Genomic DNA, 24860 nt, shown 5'->3' with positions numbered 1-24860 from the left:
GTCTCAGGTGTCCTTCCAGAGGTCGGTGAGGCTCGCGGTGAGTGCGAGCCATTCGGCGCGGAGGTCGTCGGCGACCCGGGCACCGCTGTCGGTGAGCGTGTAGTACTTCCGCGGGCGGGGCTCGTCCGTGTTCCATTCGGCGGTGAGCAGCCCCTGCTTGTCGAGTCTTCGCAGCAGCGGATACAGCGTGTTCGCCTCGACCTGGATGCCCGCCTGCGCGAGCGTCTCCAGCAGCGAATACCCGTACTGCGGCTCCCGGCAGGCCGCGAGACAGGCCAGGACGACGGTGCCGCGCCGCACCTCCTGGAGGTGGAGGGCGAGGGCGTCGGGGGAGTCCGGACGATCAGAAGCGACCATGGCCTACACGATAGTGTGCGACACACACTATGGCAAGAGGCGGGATGCAGTGTGAAGGGGAGGAGAGCGCGGGGAAGACTCTCACGCGGTGCGATCGCATGACTCTGTTCACGATGTGAGCCTGGATGCGTGATTCTGCGATCGAATCACTACAGTGGGGAGAATCCGCGAAGACGCTCCAGGAGGAGAACTGTGCCCAAGCCCGTCGTGCTGCTCGCTGAGAACCTATCGCCCGCCACTGTCGAGGCGCTCGGTCCCGACTTCGACGTGCGTCAGGTCGACGGTACGGATCGCCCGGCTCTCCTCGGCGCGCTCGCCGAGTCGGACGCCGTGCTGGTCCGCTCCGCCACCCAGATGGACGCCGAGGCCATCGCCGCCTCGCCCCGCCTCAAGGTGATCGCCCGCGCCGGCGTGGGCCTCGACAACGTCGACGTCCCCGCCGCGACGACCGCCGGCGTCATGGTCGTGAACGCGCCCACCTCGAACATCCTCTCCGCCGCAGAGCTCACGATGGCGCACCTGCTCGCGTCCGCCCGCTTCTTCGGGGCCGGCCACGCCTCCCTCAAGGAGGGCCGGTGGGAGCGCAAGCGCCTCACCGGCATCGAGCTCTACGACAAGACGCTCGGCATCATCGGCCTGGGCCGCATCGGCGGACTCGTCGCGGAGCGCGCCAAGTCGTTCGGCATGAACCTCGTGGGCTACGACCCGTACATCTCCGCAGCCCGCGCCGCCCAGATGGGCGTGAAGGTCATGGAGCTCGACGAACTCGTCGAGGAGTCCGACTTCATCACCGTCCACATGCCGAAGACCCCGGAGACGGTCGGCATGATCGGCCGCGAGCAGCTGGCGAAGGCGAAGCAGGGCGTGCGCATCGTCAACGTCGCCCGCGGCGGGATCATCGACGAGGAAGCGCTCGCCGAAGCCGTCGCCTCCGGCCGCGTGGGCGGTGCCGGCATCGACGTGTGGAACACCGAACCGCCGGAGCACTCCGCGCTCATGGAGCTCGACGCCGTCAACGTCACCCCGCACCTGGGCGCGTCCACGGATGAAGCGCAGGAGAAGGCCGGTGTCGCCGTGGCGAGGTCCGTGCGCCTGGCGCTCGCGGGCGAACTCGTGCCGGACGCCGTGAACGTCGCAGGCGGCCGGATCGACGAGGACGTCCGCCCCGGCATCCCGCTCACGGAGCGTCTGGGCCGCATCGTCGCCGCACTCACCGACACCGTCACCCACTTCAAGGTGGAGGTGAAGGGCGAGATCGCGTCGAAGGACGTGGGAGCGCTCAAGCTCGCCGCCCTCAAGGGCCTCTTCCGGGGACGCGTCGACGTGCCGGTGTCCTATGTCAACGCACCAGTCCTTGCGGACGAGCGCGGCGTGGCGGTCGAACTCACGACGAACAACGTGGCCGACGGCTTCCGCAACATCATCACCCTCGTCGCGACGACAGCCTCCGGCGCACAGGTGTCCGTGTCCGGCACGCTCACCGGCCCCAAGCAGGTGCAGAAGCTCGTCGAGGTCAACGGCTTCGAACTCGAGATCACGATGACCGACCACCTCCTCATCTTCGAGTACGTCGACCGGCCCGGCGTCATCGGCGTCTTCGGGCAGTCACTGGGCCGCAACAACGTGAACATCGCCGGGATGCAGGTGTCCCGTGCGGCCGAGGGCGGCAAGGCGCTGTCCGTGCTCGCGGTGGACACCGAGGTGACGGCAGAGATCGTCCAGACGGTCGCCGCCGCAGCGGACGCGGAGCACGCCGCCGCAGTCAACCTCACGGAGGACTGAGGACGAGGGAGAGCGTTCGGCGCAGCCGACGCCCCTGAAGAAACCACACGCCGAAGCGGCCGGGTCCCACAGCCCGGCCGCTTCCGCGTCTCGAGACGCTGAGAAGGACGGAACACATGGCACAGCGCAATGGTGCGGGACCCGGGCAGGCGACGCCGACCTCGGGAGCGGGGGCTCCGGTGATGGCGGGAGCGGGAGCTCCGAACTCGGGTGCGGGTGCGTCGGCAGGGTTCGGCGCGGACGCACCGGTGGCACCGCGCGGGTGGGTCGGACACCTGCGGATGCTGGGCCCGGGCATCGTCCTGGCGCTCGCCAGCGTGGGCGCCTCCGACATGGTGACGACCCTGAACTCGGGCGCGGAATACGGACTCGCCCTCATCTGGGTCTTCACCGTGGGACTGCTGCTGAAGTTCGGGCTGTCCGAGGCGATCTCCCGTCTGCAGCTCACCGCGAACCGCTCGTTCCTCTCCCACGTCACCGATGTGGGCGGACGACTGTTCCCCATCATCCTGCTCATCGCAGAACTGCTGGTGGGGCTCTTCTTCGGCGCCGGCGTCGCCGCGATCACGACACTCATCGTGCAGGCACTGTTCCCGGTGCTGCCCTTCTGGCCGACCCTCGTCGTGCTCCTGGGATCCGCCGTGATCCTGCTGTGGGTGGGTCGCTACGGCATCGTGGAGAAGGCGATGGTCGGATTCGCGATCCTCATGTTCCTGGGGATCGTGGCACTCGCCATCGGATCCGTGGGCGACGGTGACGCACAGCAGACCGCCGCGGCGACCATCATGCCGGTCTACCCCCGCACCTCCCTCATCACAGTGCTGTCGCTGATCGGCGGAGTGGGCGGTGCGACCGGCATCATGGCCTACACGTACTTCGTGCAGGAGAAGCGGTGGGGCGGCCCGTCGTGGAAGAGCATCGTGCGGGTCGACCTGGCGTTCAGCTACATCCTCGTCGGAGTGTTCGCCATCGCGATGACCGTGGTGGGCGGCTTCTGGCTGTACGGCCAGGGCCACTCGATCATGAGCAACGACGCCGTCTTCATGATCGGCGATCTCATCGGCGAGCGCCTGGGCGGCTGGGCGTGGGTCCTGTTCCTCCTGTCGTTCTTCGCCGTCACCTACACGAGCCTGCTCGGAGGGTTCCAGGGCATCGCCTACGTGACGGGCGACTGCCTGCGGGTCATCCGGCGCTACCCCCACCAGGACGCACCCGAACACGCCATGTCGTCGAAGACCGTGGAGTTCAAGGCAGCGCTGGTGTGGCTCACTGCATGCACCCTGGTGCTCCTCACCGTCGAACGCATCCTCGGCTTCGACCGGCCGGTGACCCTGGTGCTCGTGTACGCGGCGATCAGCTCGTTCATCCTCCCCATCCTCGCCATCGTCCTGCTCCTCCTGCTCAACCGCGCCTCCGTCGAACCCTCGCTGCGCAACGGATGGCTGTCGAACACCGTCCTGGTCGTCTGCCTGGTGCTGTTCACCGTGCTCGCCGGTGTGCAGGTCGTCGAAACAGTGGCAGGACTGCTGTAGGGGTGGCTGGGCGGCTGCAGGGGAGTGGCGGCCTGTGACGGTGGCAGGCGGCCTATGACGGTGGCAGGGGGCCTGTAGGGGAGTGGCGGCCTGCGCTTCTCAAGCGTTCGGTTCGCTTCACTGCGCGTTTTCATTTTTGGGTGCATCATTTTCTGCACCGTACTGGTCAGTGCACTGTTCACTCAGCAGCAGAAGTGCGCAGTCAGTGGGGAGCCTGGCGACGAGGAGTTTGCTGGCGGGGAGTCTGCTGGCGAGGAGACTGGCGGTCGGGAGGCCGCCCGTCGGGAGTATATTCGCGGCGAGCCTGCGCGCTCACCTGTTGGGGGTTGAGTCGGCATTGGCGCGTGCTCACACCTGTGGAAGGGCAGCGCCGTATCCACAGTGGCGGCAACCACGGCGTGATGCGGTGCGGCGAGCCCTAGTCTCCCTGCATGGATCACACGACGACGGCTCACACGGGAACGGGCCACACGAGGACAGACCAGACGCGCACGGACTACTCGAGGACGAACTACTCGAAGACGGGCCACTCGACAACGCACAGACGGGTCGCACTGCCGCTGCTCATCCATGCGTCGAACCTCGATGAACTCTCCCTCACCCCTTTCCACCTGTCGACGGCAGGCGGGCTGAAGCGGGTGATCCGAGGGGTGAGGGAGCACCCCACCAGGGTCCAGACGGTTGAGGTTCCGGTCTGGGCGGACGACCGCTGGAAGGAGACGCGGATGGTGGCGGCTGCCCTGCAGATGAGCCGGCCGGACGCTGTCGTGTCCCACCAGTCCGCCGCGAGGATGTACGGGTGGGCACTGCCTCTCCGCCTGGAGCACGACCGCCGCGTCCATGTGACGACGGAGATCGTGCGCAGGCCCGAGTTCGTGGGGCATCGCCAGAGAGGACTCGCCGCCGATGACGTGAGCGGAGTGGCCGTCGCGGCACGTGACGAGACGCTGCGCCAGGTGAGTAGCCTCATGGCCGAAGACGATCTGCTCGCACTGCTCGAGGGAATGTGCGGGTATTGGCACGGGCCGCCCGAAGTCACTCCGCTTGATCTCATCCAGCACGCCAGGTCATGGAAGCGTTTTCGTGGGAAGGCGAGATTGTTGCGAGCGATTCCTCGTGTGCGCCTGGGCGTGCGCTCACCGCGTGAGACGGCCCTGCGTCTGCAGATCATGGCTGCGGGGCTGCCGGAACCAGTGGTCGCCCACCCCGTCACACTCGAGGGGCGGACGTTCCATCCAGATCTGTCGTACCCGGATCTGAGCATCGCGATCGAATACGAGGGAGACCACCACAGAGTGGACGACTGGCAGTGGGACGCGGATATCCGCCGGGAGGACCTCTTCCGCGAAGCCGGGTGGGAGTACCTCCGCATCACGAAATCGTCAGACATGGCGGAGCGGCTGACGCGCCTCGAACGTGCATACACGGAGAGAGCGCGCTTGTCTGTGGGGACGGTGTCCGGACCGCCGCTGCGGATGTGATGGGATCGAGGAAGCCGGGACTGAGCGGCATATACCCCGGGCGGTCAGAGACGACGGAGGAGTGGAGATGGCGTCGATGCGCGCGGTGGTCCAGGACGAGTTCGGAGGGCCCGAGGTGCTGCGCCTGGTCACTGATGTGCCGGTACCGCAGCCGATTCCCACGGAAGTGCAGGTGCGCGTCAGCTGCGTCGGGGTGAATCCCGTCGACGGGAAGACGCGTGAGGGCGCATCTGTCGCACCGTTCATGGGTGGTTTCCCCTGGACGGTCGGATGGGACGTGGCAGGGACCGTGACGGCGCTGGGCAACGGGGTGAGCCGTTTCGCGGTGGGCGACCGCGTCTACGGGATGCCGCGCTTCCCATACTCCGCAGCGGGCTACGCGGAATACGTCACGGCACTCTCTCGCCACCTGGTCCGGATCCCGGAGGCGCTCGACATGGCGACCGCTGCATCGATCCCGCTGCCCGCGACGACGGCCTATCAGATCGTCCACGACGTCGCACAGGTACGGGCCGGGCAGACCGTTCTGGTGCTGGGCGCTGGAGGGATGGTGGGATCCCTCGTCGTCCAGATGGCGAAGAAGCTGGGCGCGACTGTGATCGGCCACGCGACCGGTGACAAGCTGCGTCGACTGGAGCGCTTCGGCACAGATCGTGGGATCGGCCGGGGCACAGATCGTGGGATCGACTATGCCACCCAGGAATTCGATGATCCTCATCTGTCCGGCGGTCCTGTCCGGGACGTCGATGTCGTCGTCGACCTCATCGGGGGAGATTTCGCTCTGCGGGCCGTGCCCCTGGTCCGTCGCGGCGGCACCGTCGTCGGTGTGCCCTCGGGCCAGCAGCAGGGGCTGAAAGAAGCAGCGGCAGCGGCAGGCATCCGGGGCACGAACATGATCGTCGAACCCGATCATGTGGCACTCGAATACGTGTCCGCGATGATCGCGGACGGGGAACTGGACGTGCAGGCTCCCGCGACCGCACGCCTGGAGGACGTGGTGGACGTGCATCGACGCTTGGCTGAGGGGCGCCTTCCGAAGACGGTGCTGCAGGTGGGGCCGAACGGCAGGTCGGCGGACATGGCCCGCAGCGCTGACGTCCTCTTCCGGGCCGCGGTCGACGACGATCCGGTGCCGCCTCTCCCTGAGGACTTCGCACCTGCGAATCAGGCAGAGGCATACGAGGCTCAGCGCTGCCTCGCTGATCTCACGGGGCGCCCACGGTGGGGTGGAAGATCGCGGCGACCAGTGCTGCGGGCCAGCGGCACATCAATGTCGACGGTCCCGTGGCCGGCCGGGTGCTGGCCGATCGGGTCTATGACGACGACGCCACCGTCCCGCTCACAGGGAACAGGATGTGCTTGGCGGAGCCGGAGTTCGTGTTCGTGATGGGCGAGACCCTGACTCCCCGGACCGCACCCTATTCCGAGCGTGAGGTGGTCGAAGCCGTCAGCTCGCTCCGGCTGGGCATCGAACTGCCCAGCACCCGGTTCCTCGACGTGACGGCGGTCGGGGCCCACCAGCTCATCGCGGACAACGCGTGCGGACACGATTTCGTGCTGGGGCCCACCGCCCATGACGGGTGGAGGGATCGACGCCTGGCGGATGTGTCGATGTCTGCGACGGTCACGGCCACCTCGGGGGAGCGGACCGTCGACGGCGTGGGGGCGAACGTCCTGGGTGACCCGTGGTCCGCACTCACGTGGTTCGTGAACGAGCTGTCGGCGTTGGGGATCACCGTCGAATCCGGCAGTTTCGTCACCACCGGCACATGCAGTGAACCGATCCCGGTCCAGCCGGGCGATGCGCTCCACGCGGCCTTCGACGGCCTCGGTGTCGTGTCCTGCGCGTTCTCGGAGTGACGGCCCCGCGCCAGGGCACGGTCGGTCTCTCCAAACCGTGACGAGAGAGCTGTGTCGAGAGGGCTGTGACGAGACTGTCGTGACGAGGAGGTCGCGACCACCCGGCCGCGCCCCTTCGCGGCTCAGGCGTTCCAGAGGCCGTACGACGACGCGAGCTCGACGATCTTCTTCGCCCTCGCTAGGCGCGGCAGGTAGGAGCCGTCCGTGATGTCCGCTCCGTGTTCGGCGTCCTTGAGGAGTTCGCGGGCCCAGCGCTGCTCGTCCTCGGACGGTGCGAGCGCGTCGTTGATGATCGGTGCCATCGAGGTGGTGAGTGTGAGCTTTCCGGCCATGCCCATCTTGATCGTCCACTCGCAGTCCTCACGCACGCGCTCTTCGGAGGCGCCGGGTGCGGACGGCCCGTCGATCGCGCCGGGCAGCCCGCCTACGCGGGAGGCGATGACGAGGCGCGAGCGCACGTAGGCGAGGGCCAGCGGGTCGTCGGACATGCCGGTGTCCTTGCGGAGGTCGTTCGTCCCGAGCGCCAGGCGGAAGGTGCCGGGCGCGTTCGCGATGTCAGTGGCGTTCTCCACTCCGTTCGCGGTCTCGATGAGGGCCAGCACGGGGACGCCGGCCCCTGCCTTCATGGCGGTCCACGTGACCTGCGAGGGAGCCTCCGTGTTGGGCAGCATGACGCCGCGCAGACCCGCGAGGCCGTTGAGTGCCGCGAGGTCGTCCTCCCAGTAGGGCGTCTTGATGCCGTTGATCCTCACCCAGGCGGTCATGTTCGGTTCGCCGGTGGTCGAATCTCGCTCTGACAGCGCTTCGACCACGTTCGCGCGCGCCTCGTCCTTCCCGTCATCGGGGACCGCGGCCTCCATGTCGAAGATGACGGAGTCCGCCTCCGACCGCTGCCCGGGTTCGAAGAGCTGCGGTTTGGCGGCGTTGACGAGCAGCCAGGTGCGGGACAGCTTGGCGGGAAGGGACGCGGCACGGGCATTCCGAATGGGAGGTGTCGACATGCGTCCGAGTCTATTGCGGAAACGCAGTGTGGCCATCGGGCTTTGTGTGCGGCTCACAAAAGTAGGATCGGAGCTCGTCGCGGCCGCCAGCCGACGCGCCCCCGTCACCCCCTTTCATACAGCCGCCGCGCCTCGCGACCCGCGCCGTCACCCCATCTCGCGAGCCAAGATGCACACCCGCATGGTGAGACCCCCGCGCTATCCTCACGACCATGACAACGTTCAAGATCGCAGTGATGCCCGGTGACGGCATCGGCACGGAAGTCGTCCCCGAAGGCCTCAAGGTCCTCTCCCGCGCGATCGAGGTGACCGGCACGGACGCCACCCTCGACACGGAGCAGTTCGAGGCGAGTGCACGCCGGTGGCATGAGACGGGAGAGACCCTCACGGACGACGAGCTCGAGCGCCTCCGCGCTTTCGACGCCATCTTCTTCGGTGCGTGCGGCGATCCGTCGGTCCCGTCGGGTGTCCTGGAGCGCGGCATCATCCTCAAGCTGCGGTTCGGGCTGGAGCACGGCGTGAACCTGCGTCCGTCGAAGCTGTACCCCGGCATCACGTCCCCGCTGGCGAACCCGGGTGAGATCGACTTCCTCGTCGTCCGCGAGGGCACGGAGGGCTCCTACACCGGTCAGGGCGGCACCCTGCGTGAGGGCACACCCCACGAACTCGCCACCGAGGTCTCCGTCAACACCCGCTACGGCGTCGAGCGCACGGTCCGCTACGCCTTCGAGCGCGCAAGTGCGCGCAAGAAGAAGCTCGCGTACCTCCACAAGACGAACGTCATGGTCCACGCGGGCCACCTGTGGCGCCGCGCCGTCGAATCGGTGGGCGCGGAGTACCCGGACGTCGAGGTGACCTACCAGCACACGGACGCGGCGATGATCTACATGGTCGCGAACCCGGAGCAGTACGACGTGATCGTCACGGACAACCTGTTCGGCGACCTCGTGACGGATCTCGCCGCGGTCGTGACCGGCGGGATCGGTCTGGCCGCCAGCGGCAACATCAACGTCGAGGGCACGGCGCCCAGCCTCTTCGAGCCCATTCACGGTTCCGCTCCGGACATCGCGGGGCAGGGCAAGGCGGACCCCACGGCGAGCATCCTGTCCGCCGCTCTCATGGCCGAGCACCTGGGACTCGACGCGGTCGCCCGGTCGATCCAGACCGCCGCCGAGGCCGACCTCGCCGCTCGCGGCGACGCACCCCGCACCACCGCCGAGGTGGGGGACGCGATCGCGTCCCGCCTCAGCTGACGCTCCGGTCGGCCGGGCTGCTCGACTCAGCGCTGCCCGGCCGACTCGGCACTCGCGGCCCATAGCTCGCGAGACGCCCGACCCCCTCCCGCAGCACGCCGCAGTGCGAACGCTCCACCGGGTGGGGGCGTTCGGCGTCCCTGCGTTAGAGTGACCGCAGACACAACCGACAGCTCACAAGAGAGAAGGACGCAATGACGACGTTCGCACTCCAGAAGAATCCGCAGCCGCAGAGCGATAACGTGCGCGACGCGATTCTGGGTGCCCCCGTGTTCGGGACGCAGTTCACGGACCACATGGCCCACATCCGGTTCACCGTCGAGCAGGGATGGCACGGGCACGAGGTGATTCCCTACGGCCCGCTGTCGCTCGATCCGGCGGCCGCCGTCCTCCACTACGCGCAGGAGGTCTTCGAGGGGATGAAGGCCTACCGGCACGCGGACGGATCGGTGTGGACCTTCCGTCCCGACCGCAACGCGGACCGGATGAACAAGTCCGCGGCGCGGCTCGCGCTGCCGACGATGGATGACGGCGACTTCCTCGAGTCCCTGCGCGGGCTGGTGCAGCAGGACGTGGCGTGGGTGCCGACACCCAAGGACGACACGGACGAGGTGAGCCTCTACCTGCGGCCCTTCATGATCTCCGCAGAGCGCTTCCTGGGGCTGCGTCCCTCCCAGCAGGCGGACTACTACGTCATCGCGTCCCCGGCCGCCGCGTACTTCTCCGGCGGCATCAAGCCGGTGAGCATCTGGCTGTCGCAGAACCTCAAGCGCGCCGGCAAGGGCGGCACGGGCTTCGCGAAGTGCGGCGGCAACTACGCCGCCTCGACGGAGGCGATGATCGAAGCCGCGTCGAAGGGCTGCCAGCAGGTGCTCTTCACCGACGCCGTCGACGGCACGCACCTGGAGGAGCTGGGCGGCATGAACGTCATGCTCGTCACGTCGGACGGGAGGCTCCTCACACCGCCGGTGTCGGAGACGATCCTCGACGGTGTGACGCGCCGGTCGATCCTCGATCTCGCGCCGCGCCTGGGCCTCACCCCGGAGGAGCGTCCCATCACGGTCGACGAATGGCGTGAGGGTGCGGCGGACGGCACGATCGTCGAGGCGTTCGCCTGCGGCACCGCCGCCGCGGTCACCCCTATCGGGAAGCTCGTGTCCGACGACTGGAGCGTCGATCACGGCGATGAGCCGGGGGAGACGACGATGGCGATGCGGAAGACGCTGCTCGACATCCAGTACGGCCGTGCGGAGGCACCAGAGGGCTGGATGGTGCAGCTGGCGTGACCACGGGCCGCGGAGAGTCGGACACGCCACTGTGCGCCACGTGCGGTGTCGAGGCCGCAGAACCGCTTCCGGAGGTCTGCCCGGTCTGCGAGGACGAGCGACAGTTCGTCCCCACCGGTGGGCAGGAGTGGACCACGGTACGTGCGCTCTCCGCCTCCGGGCGGTCCCTCGCGATCGCCGAGGTCGAACCGGGGCTTCATGCGCTCCGCACCGAACCGCGCACGGGCATCGGGCAGACCTGCTATCTGGCGACGGCCCCGGGCGCGGTGACCACGGCCTCGGGCACGGGGGCCGGAGCCTCGGAGGCGGACAGTGGCGACTCCCGCGCGGACGCGACGAGCCGGCGCGGGGGACTGCTCTTCGACGTCCCGCCGTTCATCGACGACGCCGCTGTCGAGGCCGTCGCGGCACGCGGGGGAGTGGCGGCGATCGTTGCGAGCCACCCGCACATGTACGGCCTCCAGCTGGAGTGGAGTCGCGCGTTCGACGACGCGCCGGTCTTCGTCTCCCGCATCGACGCGGACTGGGTGCAGCGGTGGGGGCCGGCGATCAGGCTCTACGACGGTGAGGCTGAACCGGTTCCCGGCATCCGCGTACGACAGGTGGGCGGCCACTTCCCGGGCAGCTCGGTCGGGCTGTGGCGATCACCGGTCGACGGTGGGCTCGTGCTGCTGGGCAGCGACTCGATCTCGCCGGTGGCGCGGCAGGGCTGGGTCACCTTCATGCGCTCGTTCCCGAACTACCTGCCGCTGTCCGCGCGCGCCGTGAGGATGATCGCGTCCCGCGTCGCGGACCTGGACGTCGAGCGCATCCAGGGCAGCTTCGGGCAGCGGACCGGCAGCGACGGAGCCCGTGCGATCGCCGAATCAGCCGAACGGTATGCGGAGTGGGTGTCCGGCGCATACGATGACCGCATATGAGCACCCCGCCCACCTCTCCACCTGCGGTCTTCACCTCGCGGCAGGCGCGCCGCCTCCGGAAGAGCGCCGAATCCGTCGCCGGTCTGAAGCGGATCCAGCGCCCCGTCACGGATGAGCGCGGGCGCGCGACCTTCTCCCTGGCGTACGTCCGCACGTCACCGGAGGAGTGGGAGAACGGTGACGGGCCTCCGGTGCTCATCATCCCGGGCGGGCCGGGCCTCGCCTCCGCACTGCCATACGCGGGTCTGCGGAAGAAGGCCGTGAAGCGGGGCCTCGACGTCCTCATGGTCGAGCACCGCGGAGTCGGCCTGTCGCGGCGTACGGCGTCCGGGGAGGACCTGCCGCTGGCCGCGATGCGCATCTCCCTGGTCGTCGACGACATCCGTGCCGTCCTCGATCGGGAGGGGATCGACCGCGTGCTCGTCGTCGGTTCGTCCTACGGTTCCTACCTGGCGACCGCCTTCGCCGCGACGCTGCCGTCCCGTGTCGCTGGGCTCGTGCTCGATTCCCCTCTGCTCGCGGCGGGCAAAGCTGATTCCCGAGACTGGTCGACCGCGCTGCTGCACGACGGCACCACCGGTGACGACGCACACCGCCGGGTGGCGCGGAAGGTGCGCGAGACCGCGGCGGGCATGCAGGACGGGGCTTCACGTCGGGATCTGGGCCGCGCTGCCCGGATCGTCTACGAGTTCGCGGGCCTCGACACCCTGGACGCCCTCCTCAACCAGCTCGCGGTGGGCAGGGCGCGGACGACGTGGGCAGCGCTGCAGAAGCTCGGCGCGTCGGATACGGGCCAGCCCATCCCTTACTGGATGGAGTTCGACAGGGTCGCGGAGATCGCGTTCCGGGAACTCGACTACGCGGACACGGACCCGTCCGTCCTGTTCGACGGCGGCGCGGAGTTCAGCGACCTCGCGCAGCAGTACTCCGCTTTCAGCGCTGAGCCCGTCGACACGGCGGCGGCACTGTCGAGCTTCGACTTCCCCGTCGTCGCGCTGTCGGGCGACCGCGACCTCCGGACACCGCGACCGGTCGCCCACGATGCGGCTCGGCGTGCTCCGCAGGGGCTGCTCGCGACGGTGCCCGATCACGGGCACAGCGCTCTCGACACACACGAGCAGGCGCTCTTCGCCGCGATCGACCTGGCACAGCGGGGCAGCGGGCCCACCGCACCGCAGACCACCGATCAGGCCGACGTCCGGAAGGCCCGGCTCGACGGGCTGACACGGTCGGGCGGACCCAGCGCGATGATGGGTGGGATCATCCGCGCCCGGCTCGCGGCAGACCGGCTGCTCCCGTCGCGGCGGCGCCCGCACCGCCACTCCTGAAGGTCACAGAACGGTCACGATTATTCGTCGTCGACCCTCTTTTTCGCAGAAGCGCGAAAAAGCCGGTGTACTGTCTCAGCCATGTCTTCTTCAGACCTCCGCAGTGGTGCGGGAACCGTCGCGCCCCGCGCTGAACTGCCCACGACCGCCGACGTCATCGCGGGCCTGCCGTGGCGATGGCGGACGCAGGGTGCGATCTTCCTGGTGGGCGGCCTGGGCTTCATGTTCGACGCGTGGGACGTGGCCCTCAACGGGTTCCTCATCCCGCTGCTGAGCGACCACTGGAGCCTCACGGTGGGGCAGGCCGCGTGGATCGCGACGGTCAACCTCGTCGGCATGGCCGTGGGTGCCTTCGTGTGGGGCGGCATCGCCGACCGGATCGGGCGTAAGAAGGCGTTCACCCTCACCCTCCTGTGCTTCTCCGTCTTCACCGCCTTCGGGGCGTTCAGCCCGAACATCTGGATCTTCTGCCTCCTGCGGTTCTTCGCGGGCTTCGGGCTGGGCGGCTGCATCCCCGTCGACTACGCGCTGGTGGGGGAGTTCTCGCCCGCGAAGCACCGGGGCAGGGTGCTCACGGCGCTGGACGGCTGGTGGCCGATCGGCGCGACGCTGTGCGCGTTCGTCTCCGCGTGGCTCATCACCTTCTCGGACTGGCGTGCGGTCATGCTCATCATGATCGTGCCGGCGTTCCTGGTGTTCGGTGTGAGGCTCTTCGTGCCGGAGTCCCCGATGTATCTGGCGAGCGTCGGCAGGCACGACGAGGCCGATGCGATCGTCCGCAGGCTCGTAGCGGCCACCGGTTCGGACGTGACGGAATGGCGGCGCGCCGCAGTCGCACCGCGGGCGGCGACGCCGGGCACGTGGCGCGGCAAGCTCGCGGCGGTGACCGGGCAGATCGCGGATCTGTGGCGGTGGTCGACCCCGCTCACGCTCGTGGCGTGGTCGCTGTTCGTGTCGATCCTGCTCCTGTACTACGCGGCACTCACGTGGCTGCCCAAGATCCTGCGCGAGCAGGGGCTGGCGGACGAGGCGGCGTTCATCGTGACCGGCCAGATGACCGCGGTCGGGATCGTCGGCGTGGTCGTCTCCGCGCTGCTCATCGAGCGCATCGGGCGCAAGTGGCAGCTGGGGCTGTCATCCCTGCTGGGTGCAGCGGCGCTCGTGGGCTTCGCGTGGGTGCTCGAATCCTCGGGCGCGAACCTCAGCATGACCGCACAGGTCCTCATCCTGGTGTTCGGCTTCCTCATCCAGATCGCGATCCCCACGCTGTACACGTACGTCTCCGAGCTGTACCCGACGCAGCTGCGGGCCTCCGGCTTCGGCTGGGCCTCGAGCGCGTCCCGGCTGGCGACGGGCATCGCGCCCCTGGTCTTCGGCTCGTTCCTGTGGCCGATGCTGGGGCTCACGTGGACCTTCGCCCTCACCGGAGGCCTCGTCGCCGTCGCGCTCATCCTCATGGCGGTCCTCGCCCACGACACGACGGGCCGCGAACTCGACTGACCCCGTGGTTAGGGTGGTGCCATGACTGAACGCACTGCTCAGACCGCTCCCGTGCCGCATGACGCCTTCCTCTGGTTGGAGGAGATCGAGGGTGAGGACGCGCTGGCGTGGGTCGCGCAGCAGAACGGGCGGACGGTCGACGAGTTCTTCGACGACGACGCGCAGGCGACGTCGGACGCGATCCGTGCGGCGCTGGATTCAGAGGACCGCATCCCCGGCGTGAGCAAGCTGGGCGACTACTACTACAACTTCTGGCGCGATCGCGAACACCCCAAGGGGCTGTGGCGTCGCACCACGTGGGAGTCGTACACGGCGGACGCCCCGGAGTGGGACGTGCTGCTCGACGTCGACGCGCTCGCCGCGGCGGACGGGGTCGAATGGGTGTTCCACGGTGCGCGCGTGCGGCGCACGGACCGCCGTCGAGCGCTCGTCATGCTGTCCCCGGACGGCGGGGACGCGCACACGATCCGCGAGTTCGACCTCGGCGGTCGGGAGTTCGTCGAGGACGGGTTCGTCCTGCCGACAGCGAAGGCGCAGGCGAGCTGGCTCGACGACGACACGCTGCTCATCGCCACCGATTTCGGTCCCGGCTCGCTCACCGACTCGACCTATCCCCGCAGCGCCCGCGTGCTGCGCCGCGGTGAGAGCCTCGACGAGGCGCGCGAGATCATGTCCGTCCCCACCGACCTCCTGTCGATCTTCACGGGTGTCGATCGGACGCCGGGCTACGAGCGGGCCGTCATCATCGAGGCGATCGACTTCTACAACTCGCGGACCTGGATCCGCGAGCTGCCGGTCACGGAGGACGGGATCGCATCCGGCGACGACCTCACGGCCGGGTGGACCCTCATCGACGTGCCCACCGACGTGTCCGTGGACGTCGACCGGGATCTCATCCTGTTCCGGCCGCGCACCGACTGGGTGGGCACCGGCCCGGCCGAGGTCCCGTTCCGCGTGCCGGCGGGCGCTCTCGCGGTCGCCCCGTACGACGCGTTCGTCCACAGTGGGGGAGCGGCGGCCGCGGCGCCGATCGTCGTGTTCGCCCCGGAGACGGGCGAGCAGCCGCGCACCTCGTTGCAGGGATGGTCGCTGACCCGCGACCACCTCGTCCTGTCGTTCCTCACTGATGTGCGCTCGGAGCTGCGCATCCTGGACCGCTCCGCACTGCTCGCCGGAGTCGTCCCCGCGGGGACGGAGGCGGATTCCGCCGAGGCCGCGGCCGGGTCCGCGGGAGTGCTCCCGGGACGTGCCCTGCCGGGGCTCGACCCGACGCTGTCCGTCGGCATGGGCGCCGTCGACCCTGACGACGAGCGGACGGCGAACGACGTCTGGATGACGGTGAGCGGGTATCTCACACCGACGACGCTCATGCGCGGGACACTCGGCACGGCCGGTGCGGCGGACACGGAGCCCGCCGTGGTGAAGCAGGCGCCGGCGCTCTTCGACGCGGCCGGACTCGTCGTCACCCAGCACTTCGCGCGCAGCGCGGACGGCACCCGCGTGCCGTACTTCCAGGTGGGACCTGTGGCCTCGGGGTCGGACGGAGCGGCAGCATCGGACGGAACCACCACCCCTGCGCCGGTCATGCTCGACGGCTACGGCGGGTTCGAGGTGAGCCGACTGCCGGGGTACGCGCCCTCGATCGGGCTGGGCTGGCTGGAGAAGGGCGGCACCTACGTCGTCGCGAACATCCGCGGCGGTGGGGAGTACGGTCCGAAGTGGCACACCGCGGCACTGCGTGAGAACCGCCATCGCGCCTACGAGGACTTCGTGGCGGTGGCCCGCGACCTGGTGGCCCGCGGCGTCACGGTCCCACGGGCCCTCGCCTGCTCCGGCGGGTCGAACGGGGGACTGCTCGTCGGCAACATGCTCACCCAGTTCCCGCAGGACTTCGGTGCGGTGTCGTGCGGTGTCCCCCTGCTCGACATGCGTCGGTACACGAAGCTGTCCGCAGGAGCCTCGTGGGCGGCGGAGTACGGGGACCCCGACGATCCCGCCGACTGGGACTTCATCCGCACCTTCTCGCCCTACCACCTTCTCGACGCGGACGGAGTGCCGAACGCTTCCGGGGAGGCCGGTGCGACCGGGGACTCGGGTGCTTCCGGAGAACCCAGCACGCCCCGGAGGGAGGAGTACCCGCCGGTCCTGTTCTGGACCGCGACCTCCGATGACCGGGTGGGCCCCGTGCAGGCACGGAAGATGGCCGCGAAGATGCAGGCGATGGGCGTGCCCGACGTCTGGTTCTACGAGGACCGCGAAGGCGGGCATTCCGCCGCATCGGACAACGAGCAGGCCGCGCGGACCCGGTCGCTGTCCTACGCGTTCCTGATGCGGCAGCTCCGCGCCTGACGGGCAGGAACGGAGCTGCGCGGTCCGTCGCCCGCGGCCGGTGCGGGGCAGGGCCCATCGGGTCAGTGCATGGCGCGGCGCAGCGTCAGCCACGATCCGGCGGCGGCGACGAGCGCGGCGCACGCGAGGATGCCGGCGGCCCCGAACGGTCCCATCGTGCCGAAGGTCTCGAGGACGCGGGGCCAGGCCTCCATGCGGGTGATGCCGAAGACCACCGCCAGGAGGACGACGGCGAGGCCGACGAGGGCGAGGGTGACCGCCATCGTGCCGCTGCGGCGGTAGAGCGTCGCCGCCCAGAAGCCCGCGAAGAAGAAGAACATCGTGAGCATGAAGACGAGTGCCGCCGCACCGGCCCACCCGCTGGACCACACCCAGGGCAGCAGCGAGATGTAGCCGTTGAGGCCGTACCCGTCCGTCGCCTGTTCCACGATGCCCAGCAGCACGTAGAAACCGGCGAGGGCCGTGGAGGAGACCGCGGCGGCGAGTGCGGTCCCCAGGAAGAACTCGCGACGTGTGATGCTCATCGCCTGTGAGAACGGGAAGGTCAGGCTCATCGCCTGGACACCCATCGCGAGGTAGTACCAGAGCGGTGCCTGCCCCGCTCCGCCGTACATCGGGTCGTCTGACCCGACCATGGCGTAGATGGCCAGGGAGATGAGCACGGCGGCGCCGGTGATGAGCAGTGGCACCCAGAGGAACGTGTAGCGGTTGATGAACTGCAGCCGGACGACATGGAGGATGCGGGTGCCGGTGGCCATCGTGGCGCCGGGGGTGCGTTCGATCGAGCCGAGCGGGCCGCGAGTGAGGTGGGTGGCGGTGGTCATGAGTGAACCTCCGACGATGGGGTGGGGTGGGCAAGCGCGTGGGAGTGGGAGTGCCCGCTGCGGGTCTTCTTCGTGAGATGGACGACGAGCTGCTGCAGCGGGACCGATGATCTCTCGAGGCCCACTGCGGTCGCCTCCGCCTGCTCCGCGTCGGTCAGCGCACCGTAGACGGTCGCCGAGGCGACGGAGCCCATCGCCTGTCGGTGCAGCAGCGTCCGTCCCTCCGCGAATCTGTCCACCTGGTCCGCGTTCCCCGTGAGCGTCACGGCCCGTCCCCGCAGGTCGTCGGTCGACTCGTCGATGAGCAGCCGACCGTCGTCGATGAGCAGGACCCGCTCGACCAGGTCGGAGATCTCGTCGATGAGGTGCGAGGAGAGGACGATCGTGCGGGGACTGTGCGTGTAGTCCTCCAGGAGCCGCTCGTAGAAGAGTGACCGGGCGACGGCGTCGAGGCCCAGGTACGGTTCGTCGAAGAACGTGATCTCCGCGCGGGCGGCGAGTCCGATGATGACGCCCACGGCGGACAGCTGGCCGCGCGACAGCTTCTTGATCGCAGTGTGCACCGGCACGTGGAAGTCGTCGATGAGCCGCTGTGCGAAGTCCTCGTCCCAGCGGGGGAAGAACATGCGGGCGGCGTCGAAGGAGTGGCGAGGGGTGAAGTCCTCCGGGTATCTCTGGCTCTCGCGGACGAAGCACATGCGCGACAGGACCCGGTGGTTCTCATACGGGCGTTCGCCGAACACGCGGATGCTGCCGGATGTCGGGGCGTTCTGCGCGGTGAGCAGGGACATGGTGGTCGTCTTGCCGGCGCCGTTGCCTCCCAGGAAGCCGTAGATGGTGTTCTCTTCGAGCCGGAAGCTCACGTCGTCGACTGCGGTGGTGGAGCGGTAGCGCTTGGTGAGGTTCTCGACCTCGATGACGGCGGTCATCGTGCCTCCTGCGGTGAGAGGTGGGCGGAATGGTCTGTGGGGTGGCCGGTGTGTTCGGTGATGAGGCGGACGACGTCCTCGGGGCCCAGTCCCAGTCGTCGCGCTTCGGCGAGCAGCGGGGCGACATACGCGTCGGCGAACCCCTTCGTCCGCTCGTCGAGGAGCGTCTGCCGGGCACCGGTGGCGACGAACATCCCGATCCCGCGCTTCTTGTAGAGGATCCCGCGATCCACCAGGGCGGTGACGCCCTTGGCGGCCGTGGCGGGGTTGATCCGGTGGAAGGCCGCGAGCTCGTTCGTCGATGGAGCCCGCGACTCCTCCGCGAGCGACCCGTCGACGATCGACTCCTCGATCGATTCCGCGATCTGGAGGAAGAGGGGACGACCCGGATCGAACACGACGCTCCTCACTGGGCTGGTTACTTACTTGACTAGGTAACCAGGGTGGGCGTGCCCGCGTCAAGGGCCGGGAGAATGCCGGAAACGGCACGACCCTTGCACGTGCACAGATGACGGGCAGAGTAGGTTGGGGGCATGACTGTGAAGAATGACCCCGCGCGATTCCACGGGGAGTTCAAGGTGCCGGGCGGAAAGCTCGTCGTCGCCGATGTCGCGACGCAGGGCGGGCGGATCACGGAGGCGAAGATCTCCGGAGACTTCTTCCTCGAGCCGGACGAGGCGTTCGACGCCCTGGCTCCGGCGCTGGTCGGAGCGTCCGTGACGGACGACGGCGCGGCGCTCACCCGCAGACTGCGGGACGCGCTCGAACCCTTCGGGGATGCGCTCGACCTCCAGGGCTTCTCCCTGTCGGACGTCGCGGCGGTGGTGCGTCGAGCGCTCGCCGGTGCGCGCGACTTCGGTGACTTCGACTGGGAGGTCCTCCACACGCCGGTGCTGCCCACGCGGGTGAACGTCGCGCTGGACCAGGTCCTCCTCGAAGAGGTGAGCGAAGGGCGGCGGAAGCCCACCCTGAGGATCTGGGAGTGGGAGGACCGCGCCGTCGTCATCGGGGCTTTCCAGTCCTACGTCAACGAGCTGCATCCCGACGGTGTGCGGGACCACGACGTCGAGGTCGTGCGGAGGGTCACCGGCGGTGGGGCGATGTTCATGGAGGGCGGGAACTGCATCACGTACTCGCTGTACGCGCCCCTGGACCTCGTCGCCGGGCTCGACTACACGGAGTCCTATGCGTTCCTGGACCGCTGGGTCATCGAAGCGCTCGCCGCTCATGGCGTGGACGCCTGGTACGTCCCCATCAACGACATCACCTCATCACAGGGGAAGATCGGCGGTGCGGCGCAGAAGCGGACGCGCGGCGCGGTCATCCACCACGTCACGATGAGCTATGACATCGATGCGGACCGGATGGCGGAGGTCCTGCGCATCGGGCAGGCGAAGATCTCCGACAAGGGGATCACCAGCGCGAAGAAGCGGGTCGACCCCGTCCGCAGGCAGACCGGCGCGACGCGCGAGGACATCATCGCCACGATGATCGACACGTTCACTGCGAAGTATCCTGCCGTCCGCGGCGTCCTGAGCGAGGAAGAGGAGGCCGCGGCGAAGGCGCTCGTCGACCAGAAGTTCGGCACGGAGGCCTGGACTCTTCGCGTGCCGTGATGACATGCGAATTTCAGTGCAGTGGTACGGTATTCCAGATACTGACCAGTAAGTAACCCCTTTTGGAGGTGGGCGTGGTCCCCAGCGTGCGAGAGTTGCAGCGGCAGCGTACCCGTGACGCGATCCTCAAGGCCGCGGCCGAGGAGTTCGAGAGGCGCGGCTATGCGGCGGTGTCGCTCAGCGAGATCGCGGCGCGGGTCGAGGTGACGAAGGGGTCCGTCTATTTCCACTTCCCTTCGAAAGCGGATCTCGCGACCGCAGTCGTCCACACCTACTCGTCCGCGTGGCAGACCATCGTCGACGGTGTGGAGGGCAGTCGTGCGGAGGGTCTCGAGGCCCTCCGGCAGCTGTCCGCAGAGGCGGCACGGATCTACCGCGACGATGCGGGCGTGCGCGCTCCGCTGCGCCTCATGCGCGAATCGGACGTCATCGGAGTCGACCTGCCCACGCCGTTCCTGCCCTGGCTCGACGCCGTCACTCGGCAGCTCGTCGTGGCGCAGGAGCGCAAGGAGGTCCGGGCAGACGTCGATCCCCAAGCGGTGGCGTGGCACATCGTCAGCTGCTTCTTCGGCACCCAGGAGATCTCCCACCAGCTGAATGGGCGCAAGGACCTCGCCGACCGGGTCGACGCGATGTGGGACCTTGTCCTGCGCGGCATCGCCGCGTGAGGGGATCCCGACCGGCACTTCGCACCAGCTGAGCGGAGCACCCGGCATCACTCGACGCCCTTGAGGGCGCTCGTCATGTCGATGCCGTTGATGCGTCGTGTGAGGAGCAGGGTCGCCGTCATCGCGAACGCGATCGTGATCACGGAGGCCCATGCCCATTCCGCTGCTCCCATCGCGGGCGTGTAGGCGGCGCGATCCGTGCTGAAGAGGCTCACGTACGTGCGGAGGAACCACCACCCCGCGGGGATGCCGATGAGCCATCCGACGAGCGTCGTGGCGGCATTCTCACGTGCTGCCAGAGACCGCAGCTCCCCGTGGTGGAACCCGAGTACCCGCAGGGTGGCGTAGTCACGGATCCGCTCTGTGAAGCTGAGGGCACCCAGGTTGTAGAGGACGACCACGGACAGGACGATCGCGAAGACCTTGATGAGCGTGAAGACGCGCCCGAGCGAATCGACGAGGGCCTGGGCGTTCGCCTGCTGGTCCACGAGTGACACCGTGTCGATGACGCCGGGCCGCGAGGCGACGTCGTCGGTGGTCGGGGAGTCGCTGAGGAACGCGTTCGGGTGGAAGGCACCGCCCGCCGCCTTCCACGCCTCTGCAGTGAAGGCCACTCCCTGAGGTTCGGAGACGGACGTGAGCGCGGTGATCTCCGCCTGTGCTTCCGTCCCGTCGCCCAGGGTCACGGTGATGTCATCGCCCACTCCGAGTCCTCGAGCGTGCGCCACCTGCGCGCTCACCACCGCACCGTCGGAAGCCGGCAGCGGGTCCCCGTCACCGTCGAGCAGCCGGAACAGGTCGCCGGTCCCCAGCACGGTGAGTGTGAGCTCCGGGGCGTCCTCGTCATCGATGCGTGCTGTCGTCTGCTGGATCCACTGCCCGCCCTGCTGGTTCAGCCGTGCGCGGAGCGCTTCGTCCGCGGCCGGTGAGACCTGGACCCGCGTGTCGTAGAGGTACTGCTGGGAATAGGAGGTCTGCACCTGCTGGTCCAGGGTGGCGGGCATGCCGAAGCCGGCGACCAGCAGCATCATGCATCCGGCGGTCGCGACGATGCCCAGCAGGACGCGGACGGGATTCGTCGTCGCATCGCGCACCGACCAGCGAGCTCCGTAGCCGACCCGATCCCACAGTCTCCCCATCAGTTCCACGGGGGTGCGGCGGGCTCGGCCGATGTCGGGTCGGAGCCCCTCTGCCGGTGACATGCGCCGGGTGGAGCGCGTCGCCGACCACGCCGCGGCGACGCATGCGAGGAGGAGGCCCGCCGGCAGGAGCAGGCTCAGCGCCGAGTAGTCGGTCTCCCACACGGGCAGCGAGAAGCTGCCGCGCTGCGTGGCGAGGACGAATCGGGACAGGGCCGGCGTGAGGGCGAGCCCCGCACCGCTGCCGACGAGGACGGGCACGACGCTCATCGCGGTGTAGTAACCGCCGATCCGGGCGTTCGTGACACCCAGCGCTTTGAGCGTCGCGACCTCAGACCTCTGCACGTCGGTCAGGCGTCGGAGTGAGGTCGTGATCGACAGCAGGGCGACCAGCAGGAAGAGGCCGGAGAACAGGTACGACAGGCTGCGGATCTGGGCGACCCGTTCGAAGGCGGTCGCGACGTGGGGGTGGCTGTCGCGATCCGCGTACGAGGTGTAGGCCGGCCCCAGCGCGTCCCTCGCCCGGTCGGCCAGATCGTGCAGGTCCCCGCGGACGAGGATGGTCTGCTGGACGGCTTCCGGTGGCAGGAGGTCGAGGGTTCCGGCGGAGACGAGTCCGTAGCCGGCGGCCTGCGGGTCCGGTGCCACACGCGCGGTGCCCGTGAACGCGATCTTGTCGGGGAGGAGTACGAGGCCGCGGACGGTGAGCTCCAGGGTCGTGTCTCCGACCGTCGCGGTGAGGGTGTCGCCGGGGTCGAGGTCGTGGGCGCGCGCGTAGCCGTCGTCGATCCAGACCCCGTCCCCACTGTCCACCGGCGTGCCGGCGGTCACCCATGGGATGTTGATGCCGTCTGCAGGCGGCGCCGACAGGGACAGCTGCGTCCCGTCGCACTGCGCGAGGACCATGTCGACGAGAGCCGCCTCCTCGATCTGGTCCGGATCATCGACGTGCTCCTCGAGGGCCCGCACATCGTCATCGGTGAGTCCGCGTCCGCTCACCCACGCGTCGGGCATCCGATGGGAGTCCGCGAAGCCCTCCACCTGCGTGTCGATGCCGCGCCAGCCGCCCTCCATCCCGACGAAGATGAGGACGCTCAGCGCGGCCATGAGGGCGACGGAGGCGAACTGGGTCCAGTGCTCGCACAGGTCACGATTGAGCTTCCGCAGGAGGAGGCGGGTCACGAGGCGGCCGTGGACGACGCGGGCGGGACGAGCAGCGCGGGGGCGGGTTCGTGCTCATCGGTGACGATGCGGCCGTCCGCCAGCCGGATGAGGTGATCCGCAGCGTCCGCGAGGGTGCTGTCGTGTGTGACGACGACGACGGCGGTCCCCGTGTCCCGTGCTGTGCGCTGCAGCTGTGCGAGCACGTGCTGCCCGGTCACGGAGTCGAGGGCGCCGCTGGGCTCGTCGCACAGGAGCAGGGGCGGCCGCTTCGCGAGCGCGCGTGCGATCGCGACACGCTGCATCTCACCGCCGGAGAGGTTCCGGGGGAACTGGGCGAGCCGGTGCCCGAGCCCCACCTCGGTGAGGAGTTCCTCCGCCAGGGTCCCGGCGTCCCGCATCGGCATGACGAGGGAGGCGGCGAGTGCGACGTTCTCGACTGCTGTGAGGTTCGGGACGAGGTTGTAGAACTGGAAGACGAAGCCCACCCGGGTGCGACGGTAGTCCGTGAGCCGGCGGTCACTGAGCTCCGTCAGCTCCGTGCCGTCGGCGACCACCGACCCCGTCGTCGGCCTGTCCATCCCACCGATGATGTTGAGCAGGGTGGACTTCCCCGACCCCGAGGCCCCCAGGACGACGGTGAAGTCCCCGGCATTGATCGTCGTGTCGACGCTGTCGAGTGCTGTCACTTCGGCCGGCCCGCTCCCGAACCTGCGGCCGACCCCGCGGATCCGGAGGAACGGACGTGCACCGTTCACCATTCGACGATCAGTCCTCCGTAGTGGGTGCCGGACCCCGTGCCGAACAGGAGGATGGTCTCGCCGGGCTCCACGGGGGTCCGATGGAGAGCCAGGGGGATGCTCGCGGCCACGGTGTTCCCGACGACCGGGAGCGTGAGAGTGATGTGTGCGGGGTCCCAGAACCGCTCGAGCAGCTTCATCCCGGCGGCGCTGGTCTGATGGGGGACGACCCGGTCGATCCCGGGCAGCCCGCGGCTGAGTCCGGGTCTCAGGCTCTCGAAGAAGGGAGGCATCTGGCCGAGCGCCCCGCGCAGCAGCGCGGGACCGTTCATGTCGAACTGGAAGTCCGTGGGGCGGTCGGTCACGCGTGTCGGATGGATCCGGCTGCCGAAACCGCGGATCTCCGCGTACCGGATCCCCGACGGGTCCGTGCGGAACTGCGATGCCACGATGCCCTTGCCGTCGTCGGACCGCCCCACGATGAACGCGACGGCCGCATCACCGATGAGGAGCGCGCTGTCGGGCTGATGGAGATTGATGCCGCGGCTGCCGCCTTCCGTCGACACGATGAGGATGTGCTCCGCGGTGCCTGCCGCGAGGAGGAAGCCCGCCTGCTGCAGTGCGACGAGGAAGGATATGCATGTCGCGTGGACGGAGAAGGCGAAGGACCGTGTGAGGCCCAGCTCCGCCGCGATGAGGGCGCCGCCGTCCGGGATCGCCTGCATCGGGGTGCCGGATGCGTTGAGGACCAGATCGATGTCGTCGGGGGACAGACCCGCAGCTGCGATCGCGCCTCTGGCGGCTGCGACGCCCTGCATCAGGGGGTCCTCGTCCTCACCGAGCCAGTGCCGTGTCCGCACTCCCGATCGCTGTTCGGCCGTGTCGGCGGGTACGTCGCACAGTGCGGCGACTTCTGCGGTGGTGACGATTCGGCGTGGCAGTTCCTCTGCAGATCCCAGTACCCGTACCGGCAGCGTTGTCATGTGCGTTCCCCTCAGCTGTTAGTCCGAGAATAAACATACCAGCCGACTGGCTTGTGTGACGACGCGCGGGCGCAGTTCTCTTCGGGTTTCGCGGTGTGGGACGAGCGCGCCCCTTGTGGGAGACTGTCGTCATCGGAAGGGGCGGCGACAT

The 24860-nt window shown here is 68.8% G+C and carries 21 protein-coding genes; 13 read left to right on the top strand and 8 right to left on the bottom strand.

All coding sequences use genetic code 11. The features are described 5' to 3' along the window. Nucleotides 1-3: 3 nt before the first annotated feature. Complete coding sequence (locus tag JFC09_RS09395) at nt 4-357, bottom strand: PadR family transcriptional regulator (protein WP_198393757.1); 354 nt, start codon at nt 355-357, stop codon at nt 4-6. Between the two features lie 192 nt (nt 358-549). Here JFC09_RS09395 and serA point away from each other — a divergent pair, with 192 nt between their 5' ends. The 5 genes from serA to JFC09_RS09370 all read left to right on the top strand — a co-directional run bounded on the left by serA (nt 550) and on the right by JFC09_RS09370 (nt 7012). Then, nucleotides 550-2139 (top strand): phosphoglycerate dehydrogenase, encoded by a 1590-nt coding sequence (gene serA, locus JFC09_RS09390; protein WP_198393756.1) that lies wholly within the window; start codon nt 550-552, stop codon nt 2137-2139. A gap of 116 nt (nt 2140-2255) precedes the next feature. Further along, entirely contained in the window at nt 2256-3671 is a 1416-nt protein-coding gene (locus JFC09_RS09385; protein WP_232483383.1) for an Nramp family divalent metal transporter, read from the top strand. A 431-nt stretch (nt 3672-4102) separates the two neighbouring features. Beyond that, nucleotides 4103-5152 (top strand): hypothetical protein, encoded by a 1050-nt coding sequence (locus tag JFC09_RS09380; RefSeq protein WP_198393755.1) that lies wholly within the window; start codon nt 4103-4105, stop codon nt 5150-5152. 67 nt (nt 5153-5219) lie between these two features. Further along, nucleotides 5220-6539 (top strand): NADP-dependent oxidoreductase, encoded by a 1320-nt coding sequence (locus tag JFC09_RS09375; protein WP_198393754.1) that lies wholly within the window; start codon nt 5220-5222, stop codon nt 6537-6539. Next, nucleotides 6512-7012: a 2-keto-4-pentenoate hydratase gene (locus JFC09_RS09370; RefSeq protein ID WP_198393753.1), complete on the top strand. Its 501-nt coding sequence runs from the start codon at nt 6512-6514 to the stop codon at nt 7010-7012. The genes JFC09_RS09375 and JFC09_RS09370 overlap by 28 nt, the downstream gene beginning before the upstream one ends. Before the next feature lie 122 nt (nt 7013-7134). Here the strand turns inward: JFC09_RS09370 and JFC09_RS09365 are convergent, their stop codons facing one another. Next, entirely contained in the window at nt 7135-8013 is an 879-nt protein-coding gene (locus JFC09_RS09365; protein ID WP_198393752.1) for an HpcH/HpaI aldolase/citrate lyase family protein, read from the bottom strand. Nucleotides 8014-8225: 212 nt separating this feature from the next. Here JFC09_RS09365 and JFC09_RS09360 point away from each other — a divergent pair, with 212 nt between their 5' ends. The 6 genes from JFC09_RS09360 to JFC09_RS09335 all read left to right on the top strand — a co-directional run bounded on the left by JFC09_RS09360 (nt 8226) and on the right by JFC09_RS09335 (nt 16649). Further along, nucleotides 8226-9266, top strand: a complete 1041-nt coding sequence (locus tag JFC09_RS09360) for a 3-isopropylmalate dehydrogenase (RefSeq protein ID WP_198393751.1) — start codon at nt 8226-8228, stop codon at nt 9264-9266. A 194-nt stretch (nt 9267-9460) separates the two neighbouring features. Then, nucleotides 9461-10552: a branched-chain amino acid aminotransferase gene (locus JFC09_RS09355; RefSeq protein ID WP_198393750.1), complete on the top strand. Its 1092-nt coding sequence runs from the start codon at nt 9461-9463 to the stop codon at nt 10550-10552. Further along, nucleotides 10549-11472, top strand: coding sequence for an MBL fold metallo-hydrolase (locus JFC09_RS09350; RefSeq protein ID WP_332839719.1), 924 nt, complete (start codon nt 10549-10551; stop codon nt 11470-11472). The genes JFC09_RS09355 and JFC09_RS09350 overlap by 4 nt, the downstream gene beginning before the upstream one ends. Beyond that, nucleotides 11469-12800 carry an alpha/beta fold hydrolase gene (locus tag JFC09_RS09345; protein WP_198393749.1) on the top strand — a complete coding sequence of 444 codons (1332 nt, stop codon included), beginning with the start codon at nt 11469-11471 and terminating at the stop codon, nt 12798-12800. The genes JFC09_RS09350 and JFC09_RS09345 overlap by 4 nt, the downstream gene beginning before the upstream one ends. A gap of 81 nt (nt 12801-12881) precedes the next feature. Continuing rightward, nucleotides 12882-14300, top strand: coding sequence for an MFS transporter (locus JFC09_RS09340; RefSeq protein ID WP_198393748.1), 1419 nt, complete (start codon nt 12882-12884; stop codon nt 14298-14300). Between the two features lie 21 nt (nt 14301-14321). After that, the gene (locus tag JFC09_RS09335) at nt 14322-16649 is read left to right on the top strand and encodes a prolyl oligopeptidase family serine peptidase (RefSeq protein WP_198393747.1); all 2328 of its coding nucleotides are present in this window, start codon (nt 14322-14324) and stop codon (nt 16647-16649) included. A 62-nt stretch (nt 16650-16711) separates the two neighbouring features. Here JFC09_RS09335 and JFC09_RS09330 read toward each other — a convergent pair whose 3' ends face one another. From JFC09_RS09330 to JFC09_RS09320, 3 genes are read right to left on the bottom strand one after another with little or no spacing between them, the layout of a single operon-like run. Next, nucleotides 16712-17473, bottom strand: a complete 762-nt coding sequence (locus JFC09_RS09330; protein ID WP_232483382.1) for a hypothetical protein — start codon at nt 17471-17473, stop codon at nt 16712-16714. Beyond that, entirely contained in the window at nt 17470-18402 is a 933-nt protein-coding gene (locus JFC09_RS09325) for an ABC transporter ATP-binding protein (protein ID WP_198393746.1), read from the bottom strand. The genes JFC09_RS09330 and JFC09_RS09325 overlap by 4 nt, the downstream gene beginning before the upstream one ends. Further along, a complete protein-coding gene (locus JFC09_RS09320) occupies nt 18399-18800 on the bottom strand; it encodes a GntR family transcriptional regulator (RefSeq protein WP_198393745.1) in 402 nt (133 codons plus the stop codon). Before JFC09_RS09320 ends, JFC09_RS09325 begins: the two co-directional genes overlap by 4 nt. A gap of 135 nt (nt 18801-18935) precedes the next feature. Between JFC09_RS09320 and JFC09_RS09315 the strand changes: the two genes are divergently transcribed. Together JFC09_RS09315 and JFC09_RS09310 are read left to right on the top strand one after the other, a co-directional pair. Then, a complete protein-coding gene (locus JFC09_RS09315; protein WP_198393744.1) occupies nt 18936-20018 on the top strand; it encodes a lipoate--protein ligase family protein in 1083 nt (360 codons plus the stop codon). Between the two features lie 95 nt (nt 20019-20113). Further along, on the top strand, nt 20114-20686 hold the full coding sequence (locus tag JFC09_RS09310) for a ScbR family autoregulator-binding transcription factor (protein ID WP_198393743.1): 573 nt from the start codon (nt 20114-20116) through the stop codon (nt 20684-20686). Nucleotides 20687-20733: 47 nt separating this feature from the next. On the opposite strand, the gene JFC09_RS09305 is transcribed toward JFC09_RS09310, so the two are convergent. From JFC09_RS09305 to JFC09_RS09295, 3 genes are read right to left on the bottom strand one after another with little or no spacing between them, the layout of a single operon-like run. Continuing rightward, on the bottom strand, nt 20734-23007 hold the full coding sequence (locus JFC09_RS09305; protein ID WP_198393742.1) for an FtsX-like permease family protein: 2274 nt from the start codon (nt 23005-23007) through the stop codon (nt 20734-20736). Further along, entirely contained in the window at nt 23004-23747 is a 744-nt protein-coding gene (locus tag JFC09_RS09300) for an ABC transporter ATP-binding protein (protein ID WP_198393741.1), read from the bottom strand. Before JFC09_RS09300 ends, JFC09_RS09305 begins: the two co-directional genes overlap by 4 nt. Next, entirely contained in the window at nt 23741-24709 is a 969-nt protein-coding gene (locus JFC09_RS09295) for a 3-oxoacyl-ACP synthase III family protein (RefSeq protein ID WP_198393740.1), read from the bottom strand. Before JFC09_RS09295 ends, JFC09_RS09300 begins: the two co-directional genes overlap by 7 nt. Nucleotides 24710-24860: the final 151 nt, after the last annotated feature.

Source organism: Brevibacterium yomogidense (assembly GCF_016107685.1).
Lineage (GTDB): Bacteria > Actinomycetota > Actinomycetes > Actinomycetales > Brevibacteriaceae > Brevibacterium > Brevibacterium yomogidense.
This window is presented reverse-complemented; position numbering and strand designations above follow the sequence as displayed.

Bases quoted from the DNA above. Each gene is read 5' to 3' on its own strand.
- JFC09_RS09385 (WP_232483383.1), top strand. From the start codon at position 2,256: ATGGCACAGCGCAATGGTGCGGGACCCGGGCAGGCGACGCCGACCTCG.
- JFC09_RS09395 (WP_198393757.1), bottom strand. From the start codon at position 357: ATGGTCGCTTCTGATCGTCCGGACTCCCCCGACGCCCTCGCCCTCCAC.
- JFC09_RS09375 (WP_198393754.1), top strand. From the start codon at position 5,220: ATGGCGTCGATGCGCGCGGTGGTCCAGGACGAGTTCGGAGGGCCCGAG.
- JFC09_RS09315 (WP_198393744.1), top strand. From the start codon at position 18,936: ATGACTGTGAAGAATGACCCCGCGCGATTCCACGGGGAGTTCAAGGTG.
- JFC09_RS09340 (WP_198393748.1), top strand. From the start codon at position 12,882: ATGTCTTCTTCAGACCTCCGCAGTGGTGCGGGAACCGTCGCGCCCCGC.
- JFC09_RS09355 (WP_198393750.1), top strand. From the start codon at position 9,461: ATGACGACGTTCGCACTCCAGAAGAATCCGCAGCCGCAGAGCGATAAC.
- JFC09_RS09345 (WP_198393749.1), top strand. From the start codon at position 11,469: ATGAGCACCCCGCCCACCTCTCCACCTGCGGTCTTCACCTCGCGGCAG.
- JFC09_RS09300 (WP_198393741.1), bottom strand. From the start codon at position 23,747: ATGGTGAACGGTGCACGTCCGTTCCTCCGGATCCGCGGGGTCGGCCGC.
- JFC09_RS09335 (WP_198393747.1), top strand. From the start codon at position 14,322: ATGACTGAACGCACTGCTCAGACCGCTCCCGTGCCGCATGACGCCTTC.
- JFC09_RS09365 (WP_198393752.1), bottom strand. From the start codon at position 8,013: ATGTCGACACCTCCCATTCGGAATGCCCGTGCCGCGTCCCTTCCCGCC.
- JFC09_RS09325 (WP_198393746.1), bottom strand. From the start codon at position 18,402: ATGACCGCCGTCATCGAGGTCGAGAACCTCACCAAGCGCTACCGCTCC.
- JFC09_RS09360 (WP_198393751.1), top strand. From the start codon at position 8,226: ATGACAACGTTCAAGATCGCAGTGATGCCCGGTGACGGCATCGGCACG.
- JFC09_RS09295 (WP_198393740.1), bottom strand. From the start codon at position 24,709: ATGACAACGCTGCCGGTACGGGTACTGGGATCTGCAGAGGAACTGCCA.
- JFC09_RS09380 (WP_198393755.1), top strand. From the start codon at position 4,103: ATGGATCACACGACGACGGCTCACACGGGAACGGGCCACACGAGGACA.
- JFC09_RS09330 (WP_232483382.1), bottom strand. From the start codon at position 17,473: ATGACCACCGCCACCCACCTCACTCGCGGCCCGCTCGGCTCGATCGAA.